We start from the raw sequence: 17,707 nt of genomic DNA on the forward strand, positions 1-17,707 counted from the left end.
AGTGGGATCGATCGTCGCGAAGAACCGCAAGCACCTCGTGCTCGCGACCGGCAGGTCGCACCCCGAGCTCGCGCGAGCGGTGGCCGCGGAGATCGGCACCGACCTCATGGAGGTCGACTCCCGCACCTTCGCGAACGGCGAGATCTACGCCCGCTACACGGGCTCGGTGCGCGGCTCCGACGCGTTCATCCTGCAGTCGTACGGCCGCCCGGTGAACGAGTGGCTCATGGAGCAGCTCATCATGGTGGATGCGCTCAAGCGCGCGAGCGCGAAGCGCATCACCGTGGTCATGCCGTACTACCCCTACTCCCGGCAGGACAAGAAGGGCCGCGGCCGCGAGCCGATCTCCGCGCGGCTCATCGCCGACCTGTTCAAGACCGCGGGCGCCGATCGCATCATGTCGATCGACATCCACGCATCGCAGATCCAGGGCTTCTTCGACGGTCCCTTCGACCACCTGTTCGCGATGCCGGTGCTGCTCAAGCACTTCCAGGACACGATGCCGGCCGACAACCTCACGGTCGTCTCGCCCGACATGGGCCGCGTGCGCGTCGCCGACGTCTGGAGCGACAAGCTCGGCGCGCCGCTCGCGATCATCCACAAGCGCCGCGACCCGCTCGTGCCCAACCAGGTCTCGGTGCACGAGATCGTCGGCACGGTCGAGGGCCGCACGTGCCTGCTCGTCGACGACATGATCGACACCGGCCGCACGATCGTGAAGGCGGCGGAGGCGCTCAAGGCCAACGGGGCGACGAACGTCGTCGTCGCCGCGACGCACGCGATCTTCTCGGAGCCGGCCCCGAGCATCCTGAACTCCGACTTCATCGACGAGGTCGTCGTCACCGACACGCTGCCGCTGCGCGACGACCAGCGCTTCCACAAGCTGCGCGTGCTGTCGATCGCGCCGCTGCTCGCGCGCGCGATCACCGAGGTCTTCGAGGACGGCTCGGTCACGAGCCTGTTCGACGGCGCCGCCTGACGGAGCCGCGCGGGTGACGTGGCACCGCGCCGGAGGCGGCCAGCCGACCGACGACGGGCCCGGCGCCGCGCCGCGCGAGCCGGTCACCCCGAGCCCGATCGGCCCCGCGCGGGCGATCGTGGCCGGCGCCGCAGCCGTCACGCTCGCCGCCGGGGTCGCAGCGGCGATCCTGCTGATCATCACGATCGTGGTGGCGATCCTCGTCGAGGAGCTCGCGCCCGACCACGGCGTCGACCTCGTGGCCCGCGGCGCGCTCGCGAGCCTCGGCATCCTCGTGCTGATCGGGGTGATCGGCGAGCCGCTCCGACGGGGCGTCGCACGGATGATGCTCGCCCGCGACGTCGCACGCCTCCCGCGCGGGGCGACGCCGCCCACAGTCGAGCGCACGGGCCTGCACGCCGGTCCGCACGGCGCCTTCATGGGCGCCGGGACGGCCGCGATCATCGTCGGCGCCATCCTGTTCCCGATCGGGCTCCTGCTCACGACCGACGACCGCGAGGCGCTCGCGGCGCGCGTGCTCGTGCCGACCGTCGGAGCGGTGCTGCTCGCCGGCGGCATCGCGCTCGTCAACCTGCACCACCTCACGGGGCCCGCGCGACGGCGATGGTCGGCGCGCTACGAGGCGCTCTCGGCGCGGTGGGGACGCGCGACGCTGCCCGTGCCGCGCGCGCACGAGCAGCGCCGCCACCGCATCCTCAACGTCGCGAGCGGACTGACGGGCGTCGGCGGGATGATCTTCGTCGCTGGCATCCTCATGCGCCAGCCCGGCCGCTGGGCCGATCCGGTCTCGTGGGACGAGCGAGGGGAGCAGGCGATCGACGGGCTCCTGCTCACCGGCGCGACGGTCATGGGTGCCGCCCTTGCCGTCGTGCTGCTCATCCAGGCCGGGCTGCTCGTCTGCACAGGCGTGCGCGACGGCCGCACCGTGCGCGCGCTCGAGCGCGGCGATCGCGTGCGCCTCGAGCACGTCGACGCCGTGCTGCTCGACGCCGCCTCGCTCGAGCGCGTCGCGATGGTGCTCGGGGTCGTCGGCTGGCTCGTCGCTTCCTACGGTTGGGCGCCGACCTTCATCGGGGCGGTCGAGTCGGCCGAGGAGGTCGCTGACATCCAGCACGTCACCGCGCTCGCCCTCCCCGGGCTCGCGTCCGTCGCGGCCGGATGGCTGCTCGGCTCGATCGGCGCCGCGCGTCTGCGCACCCGTCGCGCGCGCATCCAGGCCGTGCTGCTGCGCGACCCGCGACCCGTGCCGCCGACGCCCTCCGAGCGCGCCGACCGACGCGCGGACGCCGTGCGCGACGTCGCGCTCAACGCCGGCGGCACGATCCTCTGAGGCGCGCCCGGTAGGGTCTGCCGCACGGAGGTCCAGATGGCGACATGGCTCGGTCCCGCGCTCAGGTTCATCGGCGGGAACGCGGTGCGGTACGGCCCGCTCGCGCTCGCGTGGCTGCAGCAGAACCCCGACGTCGCCGACCGCATCCAGGAGCAGGTCAGCAAGCTCCGACGCTCAGATGCCCAGAGCCCCGAGGCGATGCGGAAGACGCTCGAGTCGATGCGCGAGCAGGTCGAGTACTTGCGCGACAGCGCCGACGACGGGCCGGAGCGGATGCGCGCGAAGGCGTGGGCCGCGTCGCTGACGAAGCTCGAGCACGCGGTGAAGATGCTGAGCGGCGGAGCCTCGAAGGCCGACCTCAAGCGGCTGCGCGCGAGCATCGACCGGCTCCGCGGCGAGATCCTCGACGCCTTCCTCGCCGAGCAGATCGAAGACGCCGGGGGACCGGCGCCGCTCGAGCGGGGCGCTCAGCCCGAGCGCTGACGCGCTGACCCCGCGTAGGCTGGCGGGATGCAGCCGCGCACGTCGATCGCGCTCGAGTGCGCCTACTTCGACGCCGATCGCTGCCGCTCGTGCACGCTGCTGCCGACGCCCTACGAGCGGCAGCTCGCCGACAAGCAGCGCGCGGTCGAGGCGGCGCTCCCGGCGATGGCGTGGGATGCGCCGCACGCCAGTGCCGTCGGCGGGTTCCGGAACAAGGCCAAGATGGCGGTCGCCGGCACCGTCGACGCGCCCACGATCGGCATCCTCGCCGCCGACGGCTCGGGGATCGACCTGCAGGCGTGCCCGCTGCACGAGGCGCCGATCGTCGCCGCGATGCCGGTGCTCGAGCGGCTCGTGCGCGAGGCGCGGCTCACCCCCTACGACGTGCCGAGCCGGCGGGGCGAGCTCAAGCTGCTCATCGTCACCGCCTCGCCCGACGGCGAGCTCGCGGTGCGCCTCGTGCTGCGCTCGACGGAGTCGCTGTCGCGCATCCGGAAGCATCTCGGCGTGCTCGACGCGCTGCCGATCGCGTCGCTCTCGGCCAACCTGCAGCCCGAGCACAAGGCGGTGCTCGAGGGCGAGGAGGAGCTGCTGCTCGCGGGCGACGGCGTGCTCGTGATGCGCGTCAACGGCATCGGGCTGCGGCTTCGGCCGCGCAGCTTCTTCCAGACGAACACCGCCGTCGCGGCGGGGCTCTACCGGCAGGCGACCGCGTGGATCGACGAGGCGGCGCCCGCGAGCGTGCTCGACCTCTACTGCGGCGTGGGCGGCTTCGCGCTCCACGCCGCGCGCTCCGGCCGCCGCGTCGAGGGCGTCGAGGTGACCGCCGAGGCGATCGACGCGGCGCGCGAGAGCGCGGCGGAGCTCGGGGCGGATGCGTCGTTCTCGGTCGGCGACGCGACCGCGGTCGACCTCGAGGGCGCGCGTGCGCCGGAGCTCGTCGTCGTGAACCCGCCGCGCCGGGGCATCGGCGCGCTCGCGGCGCGACTCGACGCATCCGCCGTCGACCGCGTGCTCTACTCGAGCTGCAACCCGGATTCGCTCGCGCGCGACCTCGCGGCGATGCCGGGCTTCCGCCCCGTGCGGGGCCGCGTGTTCGACATGTTCCCGCACACGGGGCACGCCGAGGTGCTCGTGGAGCTCGAGCGCCGCTGAGCCGATCGCGGGCGGTCGGCCGTCGCTGTCGATTGGCCATGCTCCGCCATTGCTGACATGGTGGAAGCACTGGCCACGGGCCAGCACCGGCGCTCGAACGCCATGACCGGGTCGCATGCTCCGCATCGCTGATCCGAAGGCGGTGCCGGTGGCGCTCCGCGGGAGACGCTCGCGGGATCGAGCCGGGCTCGACGAGAGCCGTGCGCGCGGCATGCCCTCCGGCGTGCCCGCACGGCGGCCTCGAAGCGCTGAACGAGAGGAACCGGATGCCGCCTTCGCAGGAGATCGCCCAGCTGGGGATCGTCGTCGTCATCGTGCTGCTGATCGTCTTCTACGGCGGCACGATGCTCATGACCCTCGGGATCGGCCGGAAGCGCGAGAACGCCGACGGCTACATGACCGCGGGCAACCGGATCGGCTTCGGCATCTCCGCCGCGTCGATGACGGCCACCTGGATCTGGGCCTCGTCGATGTACGCGTCGGTGACCGCGGGCTACACCTACGGCGTCTCCGGCCCCATCCACTACGGGCTCTGGGGCGCGCTCATGATCCTGTTCATCTACCCGTTCGGCAAGCGCATCCGCGCCGTCGCGCCGCGAGCGCACACGCTCGCCGAGGTGATGTACGCGCGGCACGGCCGCTCCTCGCAGCTCATGCTCGCGGGCTCGAACGTGCTCGGCTCGCTCATCTCGCTCACCTCCAACTTCATCGCCGGCGGCGCCCTCATCGCGATGCTCTCGCCGCTGAGCTTCGGCACCGGCATCCTCATCGTCGCCGGGGGAGTGCTGCTCTACACGCTGTGGTCGGGATTCCGCGCTTCGGTGCTCACCGACTTCGCGCAGGTGCTGTGCATGCTGGGCGCCGCGGTCGTCGTCATCCCGGTCATCTTCTTCGCCGCCGGCGGTCCGGGGATGTTCGAGGCCGGCGTCGCCGCGGGCTCGGTGACGCCGCAGCAGCAGGACTTCCTGTCGTCGGAGGCCTTCCTCAACCAGGGCGCTCCCTACATCGCCGCGGTGCTCGCCTACGCCATCGGCAACCAGACGATCGCGCAGCGCCTCTTCGCGGTGCGCGAGGACCTCATCAAGCCCACCTTCATCACGGCGACCGTCGGCTACGGCGCCACCGTCATCGGTGTCGGGATGCTCGGCGTGATGGCGCTCTACCTCGGCATCACCCCGCTCGACGGCGACGTCAACAACCTGCTCCCGCAGATGGCGGCGACCTACTTGCCGTGGGCGCTGCTCGCGCTCGCATTCCTGATGATCATCGGCGCGCTCTCCTCGACCGCGGACTCCGACCTCTCGGCGCTCTCGTCGATCGTGATGGCCGACGTCTACGGGCAGTCGGTCGGCAAGGACAAGGCCAACCCGAGGACCATGCTGCTGATCGGCCGCATCACGATGATCGTCGCCACCGGCGCCGCGCTCTTCTTCGCGACGAGCCAGTTCAACATCCTCGACCTGCTCGTGTTCGTCGGCGCGCTCTGGGGCTGCCTCGTCTTCCCCGTCATCGCCTCCTTCTACTGGAAGAAGGTCACGAACATGGCCTTCACGGTGTCCGTCATCGCGGCGCTCGTGGTGTTCCTGCCGGTGCGCTTCGAGTGGGTGTCGCTCACCGGCGTCCTCGCGCTGCCGATCGAGGTGCTCGCGACCGTGGGCATCGGCGTGGTGCTCGGCATCATGGCGTTCGGCTTCTTCGGCCTGCGGGTCGGGGTGGGGGTCGGGATCGCCGCGACCCTCGCGGCCGCGCCCTTCACGCTCTTCTTCCTCCGCGACTACACGGTGCTCTCCGCGTCGCTCGTCGCCTACGCCGTGTCGTTCCTCGTCTGCTGGGCGCTGTCGGTGCGGTCGAAGCAGCGCTTCGACTTCGCCACGATCCGCCGCCTGACGGGCGACTTCGACACCGGGGAGACGCCGGTGACCGGGGCACCGGCGGACGACGACTCGAGCCGCCGGCCCGGCGACGGCACCCCCGCCCACGCCCGCGACTGATCGGAGCACCGCATGACCATCGCACTGACCGCATACGTCCTCGTCTGGCCCGTGATCGTCGCGGGCGTCCTCGCCGTCATCTCGCGAGGCTTCTTCCGCGAGCTGCGCGCCGCCAAGAAGGAGGGCCGCCCGATCATCTGAGCCCCGCCCGCTGCGCACGGGGAGGAGCGCGGCACCGGCCGTTCACCGCGCGGCGCTACGGTCGCGTCGTGAGCACCCTCGAGCGGCGGATCGGCGTCCCCGGCGCGATCGCGATCGGGCTCGGCTCGATGATCGGCGCCGGGCTCTTCTTCGTCTGGGTGCCCGCTTCGCAGCTCGCCGGACCGCTGCTGTGGCTCGCGCTGCTGCTCGCGGGGGCCGTCGCGACGCTCAACGCGATGTCGACGGCGCAGCTCGCGACGCGGCACCCCGTCTCCGGCGGCGCCTACGCCTACGGGCGCGCCGAGGTGTCGCCCGCGGTCGGCTTCGCCGCCGGCTGGATGTTCCTCACCGGCAAGACCGCCTCGGCGGGCGCGATCGCGCTCATCGCCGCGCGCCACGTCTGGCCCGAGCAGGCGCCGTGGATCGCGGCAGCGCTCATCGCGGCGCTCGCGATCGTGAACATGGCCGGCATCCGCTCGACCGTGCGCGTCACGACCGTCGTCGTCGCGATCGTGCTCGCGCTCGTGGCCGCCGCGCTCGCGTGGTCCGCGCTCGGGCTGCCGACCGCATCCGACGCCGGTCTCGAGACCCTCGCGCCCGTGGCCGCCAACCGCGTCGCGGGTGCGCCGGAGGGGCCGCTCGGCGTGCTGACCGCCGCGGGCGTGGTGTTCTTCGCGTTCGCGGGCTACGCGCGCATGGCGACGCTCGGCGAGGAGGTGCGCGACCCCGAGCGCACCCTGCCGCGGGCGATCGGCGCGGGGCTCGCGATCGTGCTCGTGCTCTACGGCCTCGTCGCGTGGGCGACGACGGCGACGCTCGGGGATGCGCTGCCGGCGTCGGCCGCGCCGGTGGCTGACCTCGTCGGCGCGGGATGGCTGCACGCCCTGCTGCTCGGGGCGGCGGCGCTCGCGAGCGTCGGCAGCCTCACCGGCATCCTCGCCGGGCTCTCGCGCACGGGCCTCGCGATGGCGCGCCACCGCGACCTGCCCGGACCGCTGTCGTTCGTGTCGGCGCGCTCGAAGGCGCCGGTCGTCGCCGAGGCGGCGACCGCCGCGGTCGCGATCGCGGGCGTGCTGCTGCTGCCCGTGGCGCAGCTCGTGGCGTTCTCGTCGACGTGCGTGCTGACCTACTACGCAGTGGCGCACCTCAGCGCGATCCGGGGCGCTCGACGGACGACGGATGCGTCGGGGCCGCGGGCGCGCTGGTGGCTGCCGCGCTGGGTGCCGGTCGCGGGCCTCGCGCTGTGCGCGCTGCTCGTGGGCACGCTGCCGTGGCCGGGCGTCGTCGCGGCCGCGGCGTGGCTCGCCCTCGGCCTCGCCGCCCGCGCCCTCCTGCGCCGCTGACTGCTCGCCCCGCCGCCCCGCAGTCGCAGAGTGTCGGGACTCTGCGCTTCCGAGGCTGCGAGCGGGCGTCAGTGCGTGTCGACCGCGGCGATCTCCGAGCGGTCGCCCGACCACTGCGTGTGGAACGTGCCCTCGCGGTCGACGCGGCGGTAGGTGTGCGCGCCGAAGAAGTCGCGCTGCCCCTGCACGAGCGCGGCGGGCAGCCGCTCGGCGCGCAGCCCGTCGTAGTAGGCGAGGCTCGACGAGAACGCGGGGGAGGGGATGCCGGCCCGCGCCGCCGCGACGACGACGCGGCGCCACGCCTCCTGCGTGCGCGCGATCGCGTCGCGGAAGTACGGCGCGACGACGAGCGCCGGCAGCGCCGGGTCGGCAGCGTACGCCTCGGTGATGTGGTTGAGGAACTGCGCCCGGATGATGCAGCCGGCGCGCCAGATGCGGGCGACCTCGCCCTTCTGGATGTCCCACCCGTACTGCTCGGCCGCCGCGACGATCTCGTCGAAGCCCTGCGAGTACGCGACGATCTTCGACGCGAACAGGGCCTGGCGCACGTCCTCGACGAACGCATCCGCGTCGTCCACGCGCCACGAGCCCGAGGGTCCCGGAAGGTCGCGCGCCGCCGCCCGCTGGTCGAGCCGCGACGAGAGCGAGCGCGCGAAGACCGCCTCGGCGATGCCCGAGACCGGCACGCCGAGGTCGAGCGCCGTCTGCACCGTCCACGCCCCGGTGCCCTTCGCGCCGGCCGCGTCGAGGATGACGTCGACGAGGGGCTGCCCCGTCGCGGCGTCGACCTGCCGCAGCACCTCGGCGGTGATCTCGATGAGGTACGACTCGAGCTCGCCCCGGTTCCACTCGTCGAAGACGTCGGCGATCTCGGCCGGGCTCTTGCCCGTGCCGCGGCGGATGAGGTCGTAGGCCTCGGCGATGAGCTGCATGTCGGCGTACTCGATGCCGTTGTGCACCATCTTGACGAAGTGGCCCGCGCCGTCGGCGCCGATGTGCGTCACGCACGGCTCGCCGTCGGCGACCGCCGCGATCGAGCGCAGGATCGGGCCGAGCGTCTCGTACGACTCGACCGTGCCGCCGGGCATGAGCGAGGGGCCGTTGAGGGCGCCCTCCTCGCCGCCCGAGATGCCGCAGCCGACGAAGTGGATGCCCGTCTCGCGCACCGCGGCCTCGCGCCGGATGGTGTCGGTGAACAGCGCGTTGCCGCCGTCGACGATGATGTCGCCCGGCTCGAAGACGCGCACGAGCTCGTCGATGACCGCGTCGGTCGGGCGGCCCGCCTTCACCATCACGATCGCGGTGCGCGGCCGCTGCAGCGAGGCGGCGAGCTCCTCCATCGTCGCCGCCTTCACGAAGCCCGCCTCGGGGTGCGCGGCGATGAGGTCGTCGGTCTTCGACGTCGTGCGGTTGTACACCGCGACGGTGTTGCCCTCGCGCGAGGCGAGGTTGCGGGCGAGGTTCGAGCCCATCACGGCGAGGCCGACGACGGCGATGTTGGCGGTGGTCACAGCGGGTCCTCCTGGAGGCTCGGGGATACCGCCAGGCTACCGAGAGGCGGATGCGCGGGGCACGCGAGCCGCGGAGCGCGCCCGGGCGGGCCGCGGCGAGCCCGGGCGGGCTCCCAGCAGGCGGGGCTACCGTGCCGCGCATGCAGATCGGGTACAAGCTCTTCGCCGAGGACGTCGCCCCGAAGGAGCTCATCCGCCGCGCGGTCGAGGCCGAGCGGGCGGGCTTCGACTTCGTCGAGATCAGCGACCACTTCCACCCCTGGCTCCCGGAGCACGAGCACTCGTCGTTCGCGTGGGCGATCCTCTCGGCGATCGCCGCGAAAACCGAGTCGCTGCGGCTCGCGACGGGCGTCACGTGCCCGTCGATCCGCTACCACCCGGCGATCATCGCGCAGGCGGCGGCGACGCTGCAGATCATCTCCGACGGCCGATTCACGCTCGGCATCGGCGCGGGCGAGCGGCTGAGCGAGCGCATCGTCGGCGAGGGCTGGCCCGAGGTCGGCGACCGCCACCGGCGGCTCCGCGAAGCGCTCGAGATCATCCGGATGCTGTGGTCGGGCGGGGTGCACTCGTACCGCGGCGAGTTCCTGCGGCTGACGGACGCGCGGGTCTACGACCTGCCCGAGGTGCTGCCCGAGATCGTCGTCGCGGCGGGCGGGCCGCAAGCGGCCGAGCTCGCGGCCGAGCTCGGCGACGGCATCTTCTCGACCGATCCGGATGCGTCCCTCGTCGAGGCGTGGACGGCCGCGGGCGGCGACGGCCCCCGGTACGCCGAGGCGCCGACCGCGTTCGCGCCCGACGTCCGCTCGGGCGCCGAGTCGGCGCACCGGGCCTTCCGCTTCGGCCCCCTCGGCTGGAAGGTGCTCGCTGAGCTGCCCGACCCGGCCGCCTTCGACGAGGCGACCGCGGCGATCGACGTCGACGCGATGGAGGAGGCCTTCGCGTGCGGGCCCGACGTCGAGCGGCACCTCGAGGTGATCGAGCCCTACCGCGAGGCGGGATTCGACCACATCGCCCTCATGGACGGCGGACCCGACCCCGACGCCTTCTTCGCGTTCTTCGCCGACGAGCTCGGGCCACGCCTGCGGGCGTGATCGGCGAGCGCGGCGACGCGCCTCAGCGCTCTGCGATCGCCCGGCGCGTGACCGACATGTCGCGGTCGCCGTACCCGCGCTCGACGATCTCGTCGAAGAAGGCGCGGAGCGTCGGCAGCAGCGCGGGGTCCGTGCCGGTCGCCTCGGCGACGTCGGCGGCGAAACCGAGGTCCTTCACGAGGTAGCGCGCGATGCCCGACGGCGAGTCGTCGCCGCGCACGAGCCGGTCGCGTCGGCTCTCGAGCAGGTTCGAGCCCGCGTAGCCGCCGCCGAGGAGCGTCCAGAGCGCCTCGAGGTCGAGGCCGGAGCGCTCGGCGAGCACGGTCGCCTCGCCGAGCGCGCTGATCGTCGCGGCGACGACGAGCTGGTTGCACGCCTTCGCCACCTCGCCTGCGCCGAGCGGGCCGAGGTGCACCGCGCGCCCGCACGGCGCGAGCATCGTCGCGGCGCGGGCTGCGTCGGCCGGGTCGCCGCCGAGCATGATCGAGAGGGAGCCGGCCTCCGCGCCGTCGACGCCGCCCGAGACGGGGGAATCGACGACCCGCGCCCTGCCGCCCGTGGCGTCGGCGAGCCGAGCCGCGAGCTCGCGCACGCCCGTGGGCGACGAGGTCGAGCCGATGAGCACGAGCAGCTCACGCTCGCCGCCGAGTCCCGCGAGCAGCCCGTCGGGCCCCTCGAGGGCCGCCTCGAGCTCGGGCAGGTCGGGCAGCATCGACAGCACGGTCGCGGCGCGCTCCGCGAGCTCGCGCGGCGTGCCGGCCCACGTGGCGCCCGCCTCGACGAGCGCGGGTCGCGCCGATCGGCTCGAGATGACCGTCGAGCGGCCGGCGGCGAGCAGTCGGCGCACCATGGGCTCGCCCATCGCGCCGGTGCCGATGACGCCGAGGGTCTCGTCGCGCGAGGAGCGGGTCGATGCCGTGTCCATGCGTCGAGGCTACGGCCGCCCTCCGCGTCGACCAGCATGCCGAACGATGTCCACTCCGCTGGCGTGGGCCGTAGGGTGGCGGCGACGACTCGACCGCGAAGGAGCGGAAGCCATGCCCCAGCCCGACGGCCCGACCGAGCGCGACCCGGCACCCGCGGTCTCGCGCGCCCTGCGCATCCTGACCGCCCTCGCCGATGCGGACGGCGCGCCCATGACGCTCAGCGACATCGCGCGCGCGCTCGGGCTCGCGAAGTCGTCGACCGCCAACCTGTGCGCGGCGCTCGAGGACGGGCGCATGCTCGAGCGCGAGGCCGGGGGCTACCGGCTCGGGCGCCGCACGGCGGAGCTCGGCGGCGCGTTCGCGCAGCAGTTCAACCAGGTGCGCGAGTTCTACCGCGTCGTGGCCGCCTCGCCCGTGCTGCAGCGCGAGGTCGTGCAGATCGCGATGCTCGACGGCACCGACGCGCTCTACCTCGCGCGCCACGAGGGCCGCTCGCCCTACCGGCTCGGCACCCCGCTCGGCTCGAAGCTGCCGGCGGCGCTCAGTGCGACCGGCGTGGCGCTCCTCGCCGAGCTCGACGACGACGCGGTGCGCGCGCTGCTCGCGCCGACGGAACCGTTCCCGCGGCTGACGCCCGGCAGCATCACGACGGTCGACGAGCTGCTGCCGCAGCTGCTCGAGGTGCGCGAGCGCGGCTACGCGGTCGACCGCGGCGGCTCCTTCGGCGGCATCACGGGCGTCGCCGTCGCGCTCGAGCCGTGGGCGCCGGCGGATCCGCCGCTCGCGATGGGCGCCGCGCTCCCGGCCGAGCTCGCCGACGAGCAGCGCATCGCCGAGGTCGGGGAGGGGCTCCTCGCCGCCGTCGCCGTGCTTACCAACCCGCTGCGCGGTCCGCGCTCCTGACACATCCTCGCTGCTGTTCACAGTATTGAACAGCGTTCACTCCGCTGGTACAGTCGCCGGCAGCAACGACGCGATTGCACGACTGTCGAAGGAGATGGACCGTGTCCGACACCACCGCGCAGCACCCCGCGCACACCGACGACCCCGAGTACGCGGCGAACCTCCGCCGCGCGACGCTCGCCTCGAGCGTCGGGAGCGCGCTCGAGTACTTCGACTTCGCGCTCTACGGCCTCTTCTCGGCCCTCATCTTCGGCCAGCTGTTCTTCTCGAACCTGCCGCCGGAGTTCGCGGTCGTCGCCTCGCTCGCCTCCTTCGGCGTCGGCTTCCTCGCCCGCCCGCTCGGCGGGCTCTTCTTCGGCACGCTCGGCGACCGGCTCGGGCGCAAGTGGGTCCTCGTCGTCACGATCGGGCTCATGGGCGGCGCGACGACGCTCATCGGCGCGCTCCCGACCTACGACCAGATCGGCATCTGGGCGCCCATCCTGCTGACCGTCCTGCGGCTCGCGCAGGGCTTCGGCGCGGGCGCCGAGCAAGCGGGCGCGACGGTGCTCATGGCCGAGTACGCGCCGGTCAAGCGGCGCGGCTTCTTCTCCGCCCTGCCGTTCATCGGCATCCAGCTCGGCACGCTCCTCGCGGGCCTCGTGTTCTCGCTCATGTCGCTCCTGCCGGATGAGGTCTTCTTCGGCTGGGCCTGGCGCATCCCGTTCCTCGCGTCGTTCCTGCTCATCCTCGTCGCGCTCTTCATCCGCCTGCGGCTGCGCGAGACGCCGACGTTCGTCGAGCTCGAGAAGCACGACCAGATCTCGCAGCGCCCGATCCGCGAGATCTTCACGAAGGGCCTCCCCGGGGTCACCGTCGGCGTCGGGCTGCGGATGGCCGAGAACGGCGGCTCCTACATGTTCCAGACGCTCGCGCTCGCGTTCGTCGCGGGCAACTTCCTCGCGAGCCCCGTCGACCGCGGCATCGCGGCGTGGGGCGTCACGATCGGAGCGCTCATCGCGATCTTCGTGCTCCCGCTCACCGGGCACCTCTCCGACCGCTTCGGCCGCCGCATCGTGTACCGCACCGGCGCCGTGCTCATGCTCGTCTACGCCTTCCCCGCGTGGTGGCTGCTCTCGCTCGGCGACCCGGTGACCGTCGTGGCCGTCATCGCGCTCGGCGTCGGCATCGCCGTCAACACGATGCTGGGGCCGCAGTGCGCGATGCTGCCCGAGCTGTTCGGCAACCGCCACCGCTACCTCGGCGTCGCGATGGCGCGCGAGATCTCGGCGGTGCTCGCCGGCGGCCTCGCGGGCGTGCTCGGCGCGTACCTGCTCGCGGTCTCCGACGGCGACTGGCTGCTGCCGGCCATCTACATGGCGACGCTCGCGCTCATCACGACCGCCTCGACGTTCCTCGTGCCCGAGACGCGCGCCCGCGACCTGCTGCGGCTCGACGACGCCGTGCGGGTCTCGCGCGACGAGTCCCGCAGCGACGCCGAGATCGAGGCAGAGCTGCAGCGGGCCTGATGCGCATCGCGAGGATCGCCGCCGGCGGCGCCGTGCTCCACGCGCGCGCCGTCGGCGGCGCCGCCGAGGTCGGCGCCTGGGTGCCGATCGAGGATCCCTACGCGGCGTTCGCCGATGGCCGGCCGGCGGCCGACATCGGCGAGCCGATCGCCGGCGCCGAGGCGCGGCTGCTGCCGCCCGCCGCGCCGACGGTGCTCGTCGGCATCGCGCAGAACCGCGGGGCGTCGGAGCGGCCGCTGCCCGTGCAGGCGTGGCTCAAGAGCCCGCGCTCCGTCGTCGCGCACGGCGAGCCCGTGCGCGCGCGGCGCGATGCGGGTCGGCTCGTCGTCGAGGCCGAGATCGCGATCGTCATCGGCCGCGACACGGGCGATCCCACCGCGCCCCTGCTCCACGAGCGGAACGCGCACGAGTTCGTGCTCGGGGTGACTGCCGTCGACGACATCTCGTACCCCGACCGCGCCGAGCTCGACGAGCGCAACTTCGAGTCGAAGGGCGGCGACGGGTCGACCCCGCTCGGTCCCTGGATCGACACCGACGCCTCCATCGACGACCTCGCGCTCGCCCTCGAGCTCGACGGCGAGCGCGTGCGCGACTCGAGCGCGAGCGCGATGCCCGTGCCGGTGCGCGAGTCGCTCGCCTACGTCGCGCGCTGGGTGCGGCTCGGAGCGGGCGACGTCGTGATGGCCGGCGCCCCGCTCTCCAACCACGAGGCCCGGCCCGGCCAGACCGCTGCCGTCGTCGTCGGCGACCTGCGGCTCGAGACGCCCCTGCGCTGAGCCCGCGCCATCACTAGCCTGAACCGAGAAGGAGTCGCCATGCCCGAGCCCACCCTGAAGGTCGCCGTCGCGGTCAGCCTCGACGACACATCCGCCGATCGCATCCGCGAGCTCGAGCCCCGCGTCGAGCTGCTGCGCGACGCAGCGCTCACGCGGCCGTGGCGCTGGCAGGGCGACTGGGAGGGCGACCCCGACTGGGAGCGCAGCCCCGAGCAGCAGTCGCGCTTCGAGGCGATGCTCGACGAGGCGGATGCGCTCTTCGGCATCCCGGACGTCTCGCCCGCCGCGCTCGCCCGCACCGTGCGCGCGAACGAGCGGCTGCGCTGGGTGCACACGACCGCCGCGGGCGGCGGCGGGCAGGTGCGGGCCGCGCAGCTCACGGAGGCGGAGCTCGAGCGCGTCGTCGTCACGACGAGCGCCGGCATGCACGCCTCGACGCTCGCCGAGTGGGCGCTCTTCGGCGTGCTCGCGGGCGCGAAGGGGCTGCGGCGGCTCGAGGCCGACCAGGCGTCGCGCACGTGGGGCGACGGCCGGCGCCTCATGCGGCACGTGAGCGAGATGACCGTGCTCGTCGTCGGCCTCGGCGGCATCGGCAAGGTCGTCGCGGAGCGCTTCGCCGCGCTCGGCGCGACCGTGTGGGGCACGACCCGCTCCGGCGAGCCCGTGCCGCACGTCGACCGGCTCGTGCCGATCGACGAGCTCGCCGACGCCGCCGCGCACGCCGACGCGATCGTGTCGACGCTGCCCGGCACCGAGCGCACGACGGGACTGCTCGGCGCCGACGTCTTCGGCGCCCTCCGCGACGACACCGTCTTCGTCAACGTCGGCCGCGGCACGGTCGTCGACGAGGACGCGCTGCTCGACGCCCTCGACGCCGGCCGCGTCGGCTTCGCGGCCCTCGACGTCACCGCCGTCGAGCCGCTCCCGGCCGAGTCGCGGCTGTGGGAGCACCCGGGCGTGCTGCTGAGCCCCCACACCGCGGCGCTCTCGGTGCAGGAGCCGCGCCGGATCGCCGAGCTCTTCGCCCGCAACGCGACGCGGCTGCTCGACGGCGAGCCGCTCGAGAACGTCATGAGCACGAAGGAGTTCTACTGATGGACGCGCCGCGCGGCACCGCGCTGTTCGACCTCTCGGGCCGCACCGCGCTCGTCACGGGCTCGAGCCAGGGGATCGGCCGAGCGCTCGCGCAGGGCCTCGCCGAGGCCGGCGCGACGGTCGTCGTGCACGGGCGCGATGCGGCGAAAGCCGAGCGAGCGGCTGCCGAGATCGCCGAGTCGACCGGGCGCGAGACGCACGTCGCGCTCTTCGACGTGACGGATGCGGCCGCGGTCGACGCCGGGATCGCCGACGTCGAGGCGCGGCTCGGCACCCCCGACATCCTCGTGAACAACGCCGGCATCCAGCGCCGCAACCCGATCGCCGACTTCACCGACGAGGACTGGCACGACCTCGTGGCGACGAACCTCACGAGCGCGTTCCTGCTCTCGCGACGCGTCGCGCGCGGCATGATCGCGCGCGGCTCGGGCCGCATCGTCTCGATCGGCAGCGTGCAGTCGCAGCTCGCGCGCCCGTCGATCGCGCCCTACAGCGCGACGAAGGGCGCGATCGTCATGCTGACGAAGGGGCTCTGCGCCGACCTCGCGCCGCACGGCATCAGCGTCAACGCGCTCGCTCCCGGCTACTTCGCGACCGAGCTCACGCAGCCGCTCGTCGACGACCCTGCGTTCTCCGCGTGGGTCGCTGGGCGCACGCCGGCAGGCCGCTGGGGCAGGGTCGACGACCTCGTCGGCACGCTCGTGTTCCTCTCGAGCGACGCGAGCGCCTTCGTGCACGGGCAGACGATCTTCGTCGACGGCGGCATGACCGCCGTCGTGTGACGACCGGGGGAGGAGCGGACGGATGAGCGACGACCGGATGGCGGACAACCTCGGCCTCGTGGCCCACGCGAAGGAGGACGTGCGCGTCGAGGCGCTGCCCGAGCCGGTGCCAGCGGCCGACGAGGCGGTCGTCGAGATCGCCTTCGGCGGCATCTGCGGCTCCGACCTCCACTACTGGCTGCACGGCGCCGCGGGGCAGTCGATCCTGCGCGAGCCGATGCTGCTCGGCCACGAGATCGTCGGCACGGTGCTCGAGCCGGCCGCCGACGGCACCGGCCCCGCGGCGGGCACGCGCGTGGCGGTGCACCCCGCGACGCCGATCGACGACGGCTCCGCGCCCTTCCCCGCCGATCGGCCCAACCTGAGCCCTGCGGGCACGTACCTCGGCTCGGCCGCGCGCATGCCCCACACCGCGGGCGCGTTCGCGCGCCGGGTCGCGCTGCCCGCGCGCATGCTCCGGCCGCTCCCGGCGGGCCTCGACCTCCGGCTCGCATCGCTCGCGGAGCCCGCGGCCGTCGCGTGGCACGGCGTCGGCCAGGCGGGCGACGTCGAGGGCCAGCGCGTGCTCGTGATCGGCACGGGCCCGATCGGCGCGCTCGCGATCGCGGTCGCGCGGCGCCACGGCGCGGCCGAGGTCGTCGCGACCGACCTGCACGAGCACCCGCGCGCCCTCGCCGAGCGGCTCGGCGCGCGCGCGATGGACGCGCGCGACGCCGAGGGCATCGCCGCGCTCCACGCCGACGTCGTGATCGAGTCGTCCGGCACCGTGCCGGGGCTCGCCGCCGCGATCAGCGGCGCCCGCCGCGGCGGCACGGTCGTCATGCTCGGGCTCCAGCGGGCCGGCGAGATCGCCGTGCCGATGGCGAGCGCCATCACGCGCGAGCTCACGCTCGTCGGCTCGTTCCGCTTCAACGACGAGATCGACGACGTGCTCGAGGCGCTCGCCGACGGCTCGCTCGACGCGGCGCCCGTCATCAGCCACGAGCTGCCGATCGAGCGCGGCCTCGACGCCCTCGAGCTCGCCCGCGACGCATCCGTATCCTCGAAGGTGCTGCTGACGTTCGGCGAGCACGAGGGAGTGGATGCATGAGCGAGACGCGATACCCGTCCATGATCATCATGGGCGTGCAGGGCTCCGGCAAGACGACGATCGGGCGGGCGCTCGCCGACCGGCTCAACATCCAGTTCATCGACGGCGACGACCTGCACCCCGCGGCCAACAAGCAGAAGATGGCCGGCGGCACGCCGCTCACCGACGAGGACCGCGTGCCGTGGCTCAAGGCGATCGGCCACGCGATCGCGACGGGCCGCGCCGAGGGGCGCATCACGATCGTCGCGTGCTCGGCGCTCAAGCGCTGGTACCGCGAGCTGCTGCGCGCGAGCGATCCGCAGCTCGTCTTCGTGCACCTCGTGGGCGAGAAGGGCCTGCTCGCCGACCGCATCGCGCACCGCGACCACGAGTACATGCCCTCGACGCTGCTCGACAGCCAGATCGAGACGCTCGAGCCGCTCGCCGAGTGGGAGCACGGCATCGCGATCTCCGTCGACCAGACCCCCGCGGCGATCGTCGAGGAGGTCACCCGCATCCTCATCGGCCGCGCGGCAGGCCGCACGGTCGAGCCCGGCCCAGAGACCACCATCACCGGCACGATCCCCCTGCCCGGGCGCTGACCGGCCCCGGCCCACCGCC

17 protein-coding genes are annotated in these 17,707 nt (G+C 73.7%); 15 read left to right on the top strand and 2 right to left on the bottom strand.

Annotated elements, in window-relative coordinates; translation table 11 throughout:
* Position 1: 1 nt before the first annotated feature.
* The 7 genes from L332_RS19650 (at position 2) to L332_RS19680 (ending at position 7,422) form a co-directional block, all read left to right on the top strand.
* The gene (locus L332_RS19650) at positions 2–979 is read left to right on the top strand and encodes a ribose-phosphate diphosphokinase (RefSeq protein ID WP_021009966.1); all 978 of its coding nucleotides are present in this window, start codon (positions 2–4) and stop codon (positions 977–979) included.
* A gap of 13 nt (positions 980–992) precedes the next feature.
* Positions 993–2,309, top strand: coding sequence for a hypothetical protein (locus tag L332_RS19655; protein ID WP_021009967.1), 1,317 nt, complete (start codon positions 993–995; stop codon positions 2,307–2,309).
* 36 nt (positions 2,310–2,345) lie between these two features.
* On the top strand, positions 2,346–2,792 hold the full coding sequence (locus L332_RS19660; RefSeq protein ID WP_021009968.1) for a hypothetical protein: 447 nt from the start codon (positions 2,346–2,348) through the stop codon (positions 2,790–2,792).
* 27 nt (positions 2,793–2,819) lie between these two features.
* Positions 2,820–3,947: a methyltransferase domain-containing protein gene (locus tag L332_RS19665; protein WP_021009969.1), complete on the top strand. Its 1,128-nt coding sequence runs from the start codon at positions 2,820–2,822 to the stop codon at positions 3,945–3,947.
* 266 nt (positions 3,948–4,213) lie between these two features.
* Complete coding sequence (locus L332_RS19670; protein WP_021009970.1) at positions 4,214–5,938, top strand: sodium:solute symporter family protein; 1,725 nt, start codon at positions 4,214–4,216, stop codon at positions 5,936–5,938.
* Positions 5,939–5,950: 12 nt separating this feature from the next.
* Complete coding sequence (locus tag L332_RS30700; RefSeq protein WP_021009971.1) at positions 5,951–6,079, top strand: putative transporter small subunit; 129 nt, start codon at positions 5,951–5,953, stop codon at positions 6,077–6,079.
* Positions 6,080–6,147: 68 nt separating this feature from the next.
* Positions 6,148–7,422 carry an APC family permease gene (locus L332_RS19680; RefSeq protein ID WP_021009972.1) on the top strand — a complete coding sequence of 425 codons (1,275 nt, stop codon included), beginning with the start codon at positions 6,148–6,150 and terminating at the stop codon, positions 7,420–7,422.
* 68 nt (positions 7,423–7,490) lie between these two features.
* Here the strand turns inward: L332_RS19680 and gndA are convergent, their stop codons facing one another.
* The gene (gene gndA / locus L332_RS19685) at positions 7,491–8,933 is read right to left on the bottom strand and encodes an NADP-dependent phosphogluconate dehydrogenase (RefSeq protein ID WP_021009973.1); all 1,443 of its coding nucleotides are present in this window, start codon (positions 8,931–8,933) and stop codon (positions 7,491–7,493) included.
* A gap of 140 nt (positions 8,934–9,073) precedes the next feature.
* On the opposite strand from gndA, the gene L332_RS19690 reads away from it, so the two are divergent.
* Complete coding sequence (locus tag L332_RS19690; protein ID WP_021064929.1) at positions 9,074–10,027, top strand: TIGR03557 family F420-dependent LLM class oxidoreductase; 954 nt, start codon at positions 9,074–9,076, stop codon at positions 10,025–10,027.
* A gap of 22 nt (positions 10,028–10,049) precedes the next feature.
* On the opposite strand, the gene L332_RS19695 is transcribed toward L332_RS19690, so the two are convergent.
* Positions 10,050–10,952, bottom strand: coding sequence for an NAD(P)-dependent oxidoreductase (locus L332_RS19695; protein ID WP_021009975.1), 903 nt, complete (start codon positions 10,950–10,952; stop codon positions 10,050–10,052).
* A gap of 112 nt (positions 10,953–11,064) precedes the next feature.
* Here L332_RS19695 and L332_RS19700 point away from each other — a divergent pair, with 112 nt between their 5' ends.
* The 7 genes from L332_RS19700 (at position 11,065) to L332_RS19730 (ending at position 17,688) form a co-directional block, all read left to right on the top strand.
* Positions 11,065–11,856, top strand: coding sequence for an IclR family transcriptional regulator (locus L332_RS19700; RefSeq protein ID WP_021009976.1), 792 nt, complete (start codon positions 11,065–11,067; stop codon positions 11,854–11,856).
* Positions 11,857–11,957: 101 nt separating this feature from the next.
* Positions 11,958–13,364, top strand: a complete 1,407-nt coding sequence (locus tag L332_RS19705) for an MFS transporter (protein WP_021009977.1) — start codon at positions 11,958–11,960, stop codon at positions 13,362–13,364.
* On the top strand, positions 13,364–14,140 hold the full coding sequence (locus tag L332_RS19710) for a fumarylacetoacetate hydrolase family protein (protein WP_021009978.1): 777 nt from the start codon (positions 13,364–13,366) through the stop codon (positions 14,138–14,140). Before L332_RS19705 ends, L332_RS19710 begins: the two co-directional genes overlap by 1 nt.
* 39 nt (positions 14,141–14,179) lie before the next feature.
* Complete coding sequence (locus L332_RS19715; protein ID WP_021009979.1) at positions 14,180–15,235, top strand: D-2-hydroxyacid dehydrogenase; 1,056 nt, start codon at positions 14,180–14,182, stop codon at positions 15,233–15,235.
* The gene (locus L332_RS19720; RefSeq protein ID WP_021009980.1) at positions 15,235–16,017 is read left to right on the top strand and encodes an SDR family oxidoreductase; all 783 of its coding nucleotides are present in this window, start codon (positions 15,235–15,237) and stop codon (positions 16,015–16,017) included. Before L332_RS19715 ends, L332_RS19720 begins: the two co-directional genes overlap by 1 nt.
* 22 nt (positions 16,018–16,039) lie before the next feature.
* Positions 16,040–17,107, top strand: a complete 1,068-nt coding sequence (locus L332_RS19725) for an L-idonate 5-dehydrogenase (protein ID WP_021009981.1) — start codon at positions 16,040–16,042, stop codon at positions 17,105–17,107.
* Positions 17,104–17,688, top strand: coding sequence for a gluconokinase (locus tag L332_RS19730; protein WP_052588614.1), 585 nt, complete (start codon positions 17,104–17,106; stop codon positions 17,686–17,688). The genes L332_RS19725 and L332_RS19730 overlap by 4 nt, the downstream gene beginning before the upstream one ends.
* Positions 17,689–17,707 lie beyond the last annotated feature (19 nt).

Origin of the sequence: Agrococcus pavilionensis RW1, from assembly GCF_000400485.1 — a bacterium.
GTDB classification, from domain to species: Bacteria; Actinomycetota; Actinomycetes; order Actinomycetales; family Microbacteriaceae; genus Agrococcus; species Agrococcus pavilionensis.

Coding starts and splice junctions, on each gene's coding strand:
- L332_RS19715 (WP_021009979.1), top strand. CDS start 14,180: ATGCCCGAGCCCACCCTGAAGGTCGCCGTCGCGGTCAGCCTCGACGAC.
- L332_RS19660 (WP_021009968.1), top strand. CDS start 2,346: ATGGCGACATGGCTCGGTCCCGCGCTCAGGTTCATCGGCGGGAACGCG.
- L332_RS19670 (WP_021009970.1), top strand. CDS start 4,214: ATGCCGCCTTCGCAGGAGATCGCCCAGCTGGGGATCGTCGTCGTCATC.
- L332_RS30700 (WP_021009971.1), top strand. CDS start 5,951: ATGACCATCGCACTGACCGCATACGTCCTCGTCTGGCCCGTGATCGTC.
- L332_RS19725 (WP_021009981.1), top strand. CDS start 16,040: ATGAGCGACGACCGGATGGCGGACAACCTCGGCCTCGTGGCCCACGCG.
- L332_RS19700 (WP_021009976.1), top strand. CDS start 11,065: ATGCCCCAGCCCGACGGCCCGACCGAGCGCGACCCGGCACCCGCGGTC.
- L332_RS19695 (WP_021009975.1), bottom strand. CDS start 10,952: ATGGACACGGCATCGACCCGCTCCTCGCGCGACGAGACCCTCGGCGTC.
- L332_RS19665 (WP_021009969.1), top strand. CDS start 2,820: ATGCAGCCGCGCACGTCGATCGCGCTCGAGTGCGCCTACTTCGACGCC.
- L332_RS19730 (WP_052588614.1), top strand. CDS start 17,104: ATGAGCGAGACGCGATACCCGTCCATGATCATCATGGGCGTGCAGGGC.
- L332_RS19720 (WP_021009980.1), top strand. CDS start 15,235: ATGGACGCGCCGCGCGGCACCGCGCTGTTCGACCTCTCGGGCCGCACC.
- L332_RS19690 (WP_021064929.1), top strand. CDS start 9,074: ATGCAGATCGGGTACAAGCTCTTCGCCGAGGACGTCGCCCCGAAGGAG.
- L332_RS19710 (WP_021009978.1), top strand. CDS start 13,364: ATGCGCATCGCGAGGATCGCCGCCGGCGGCGCCGTGCTCCACGCGCGC.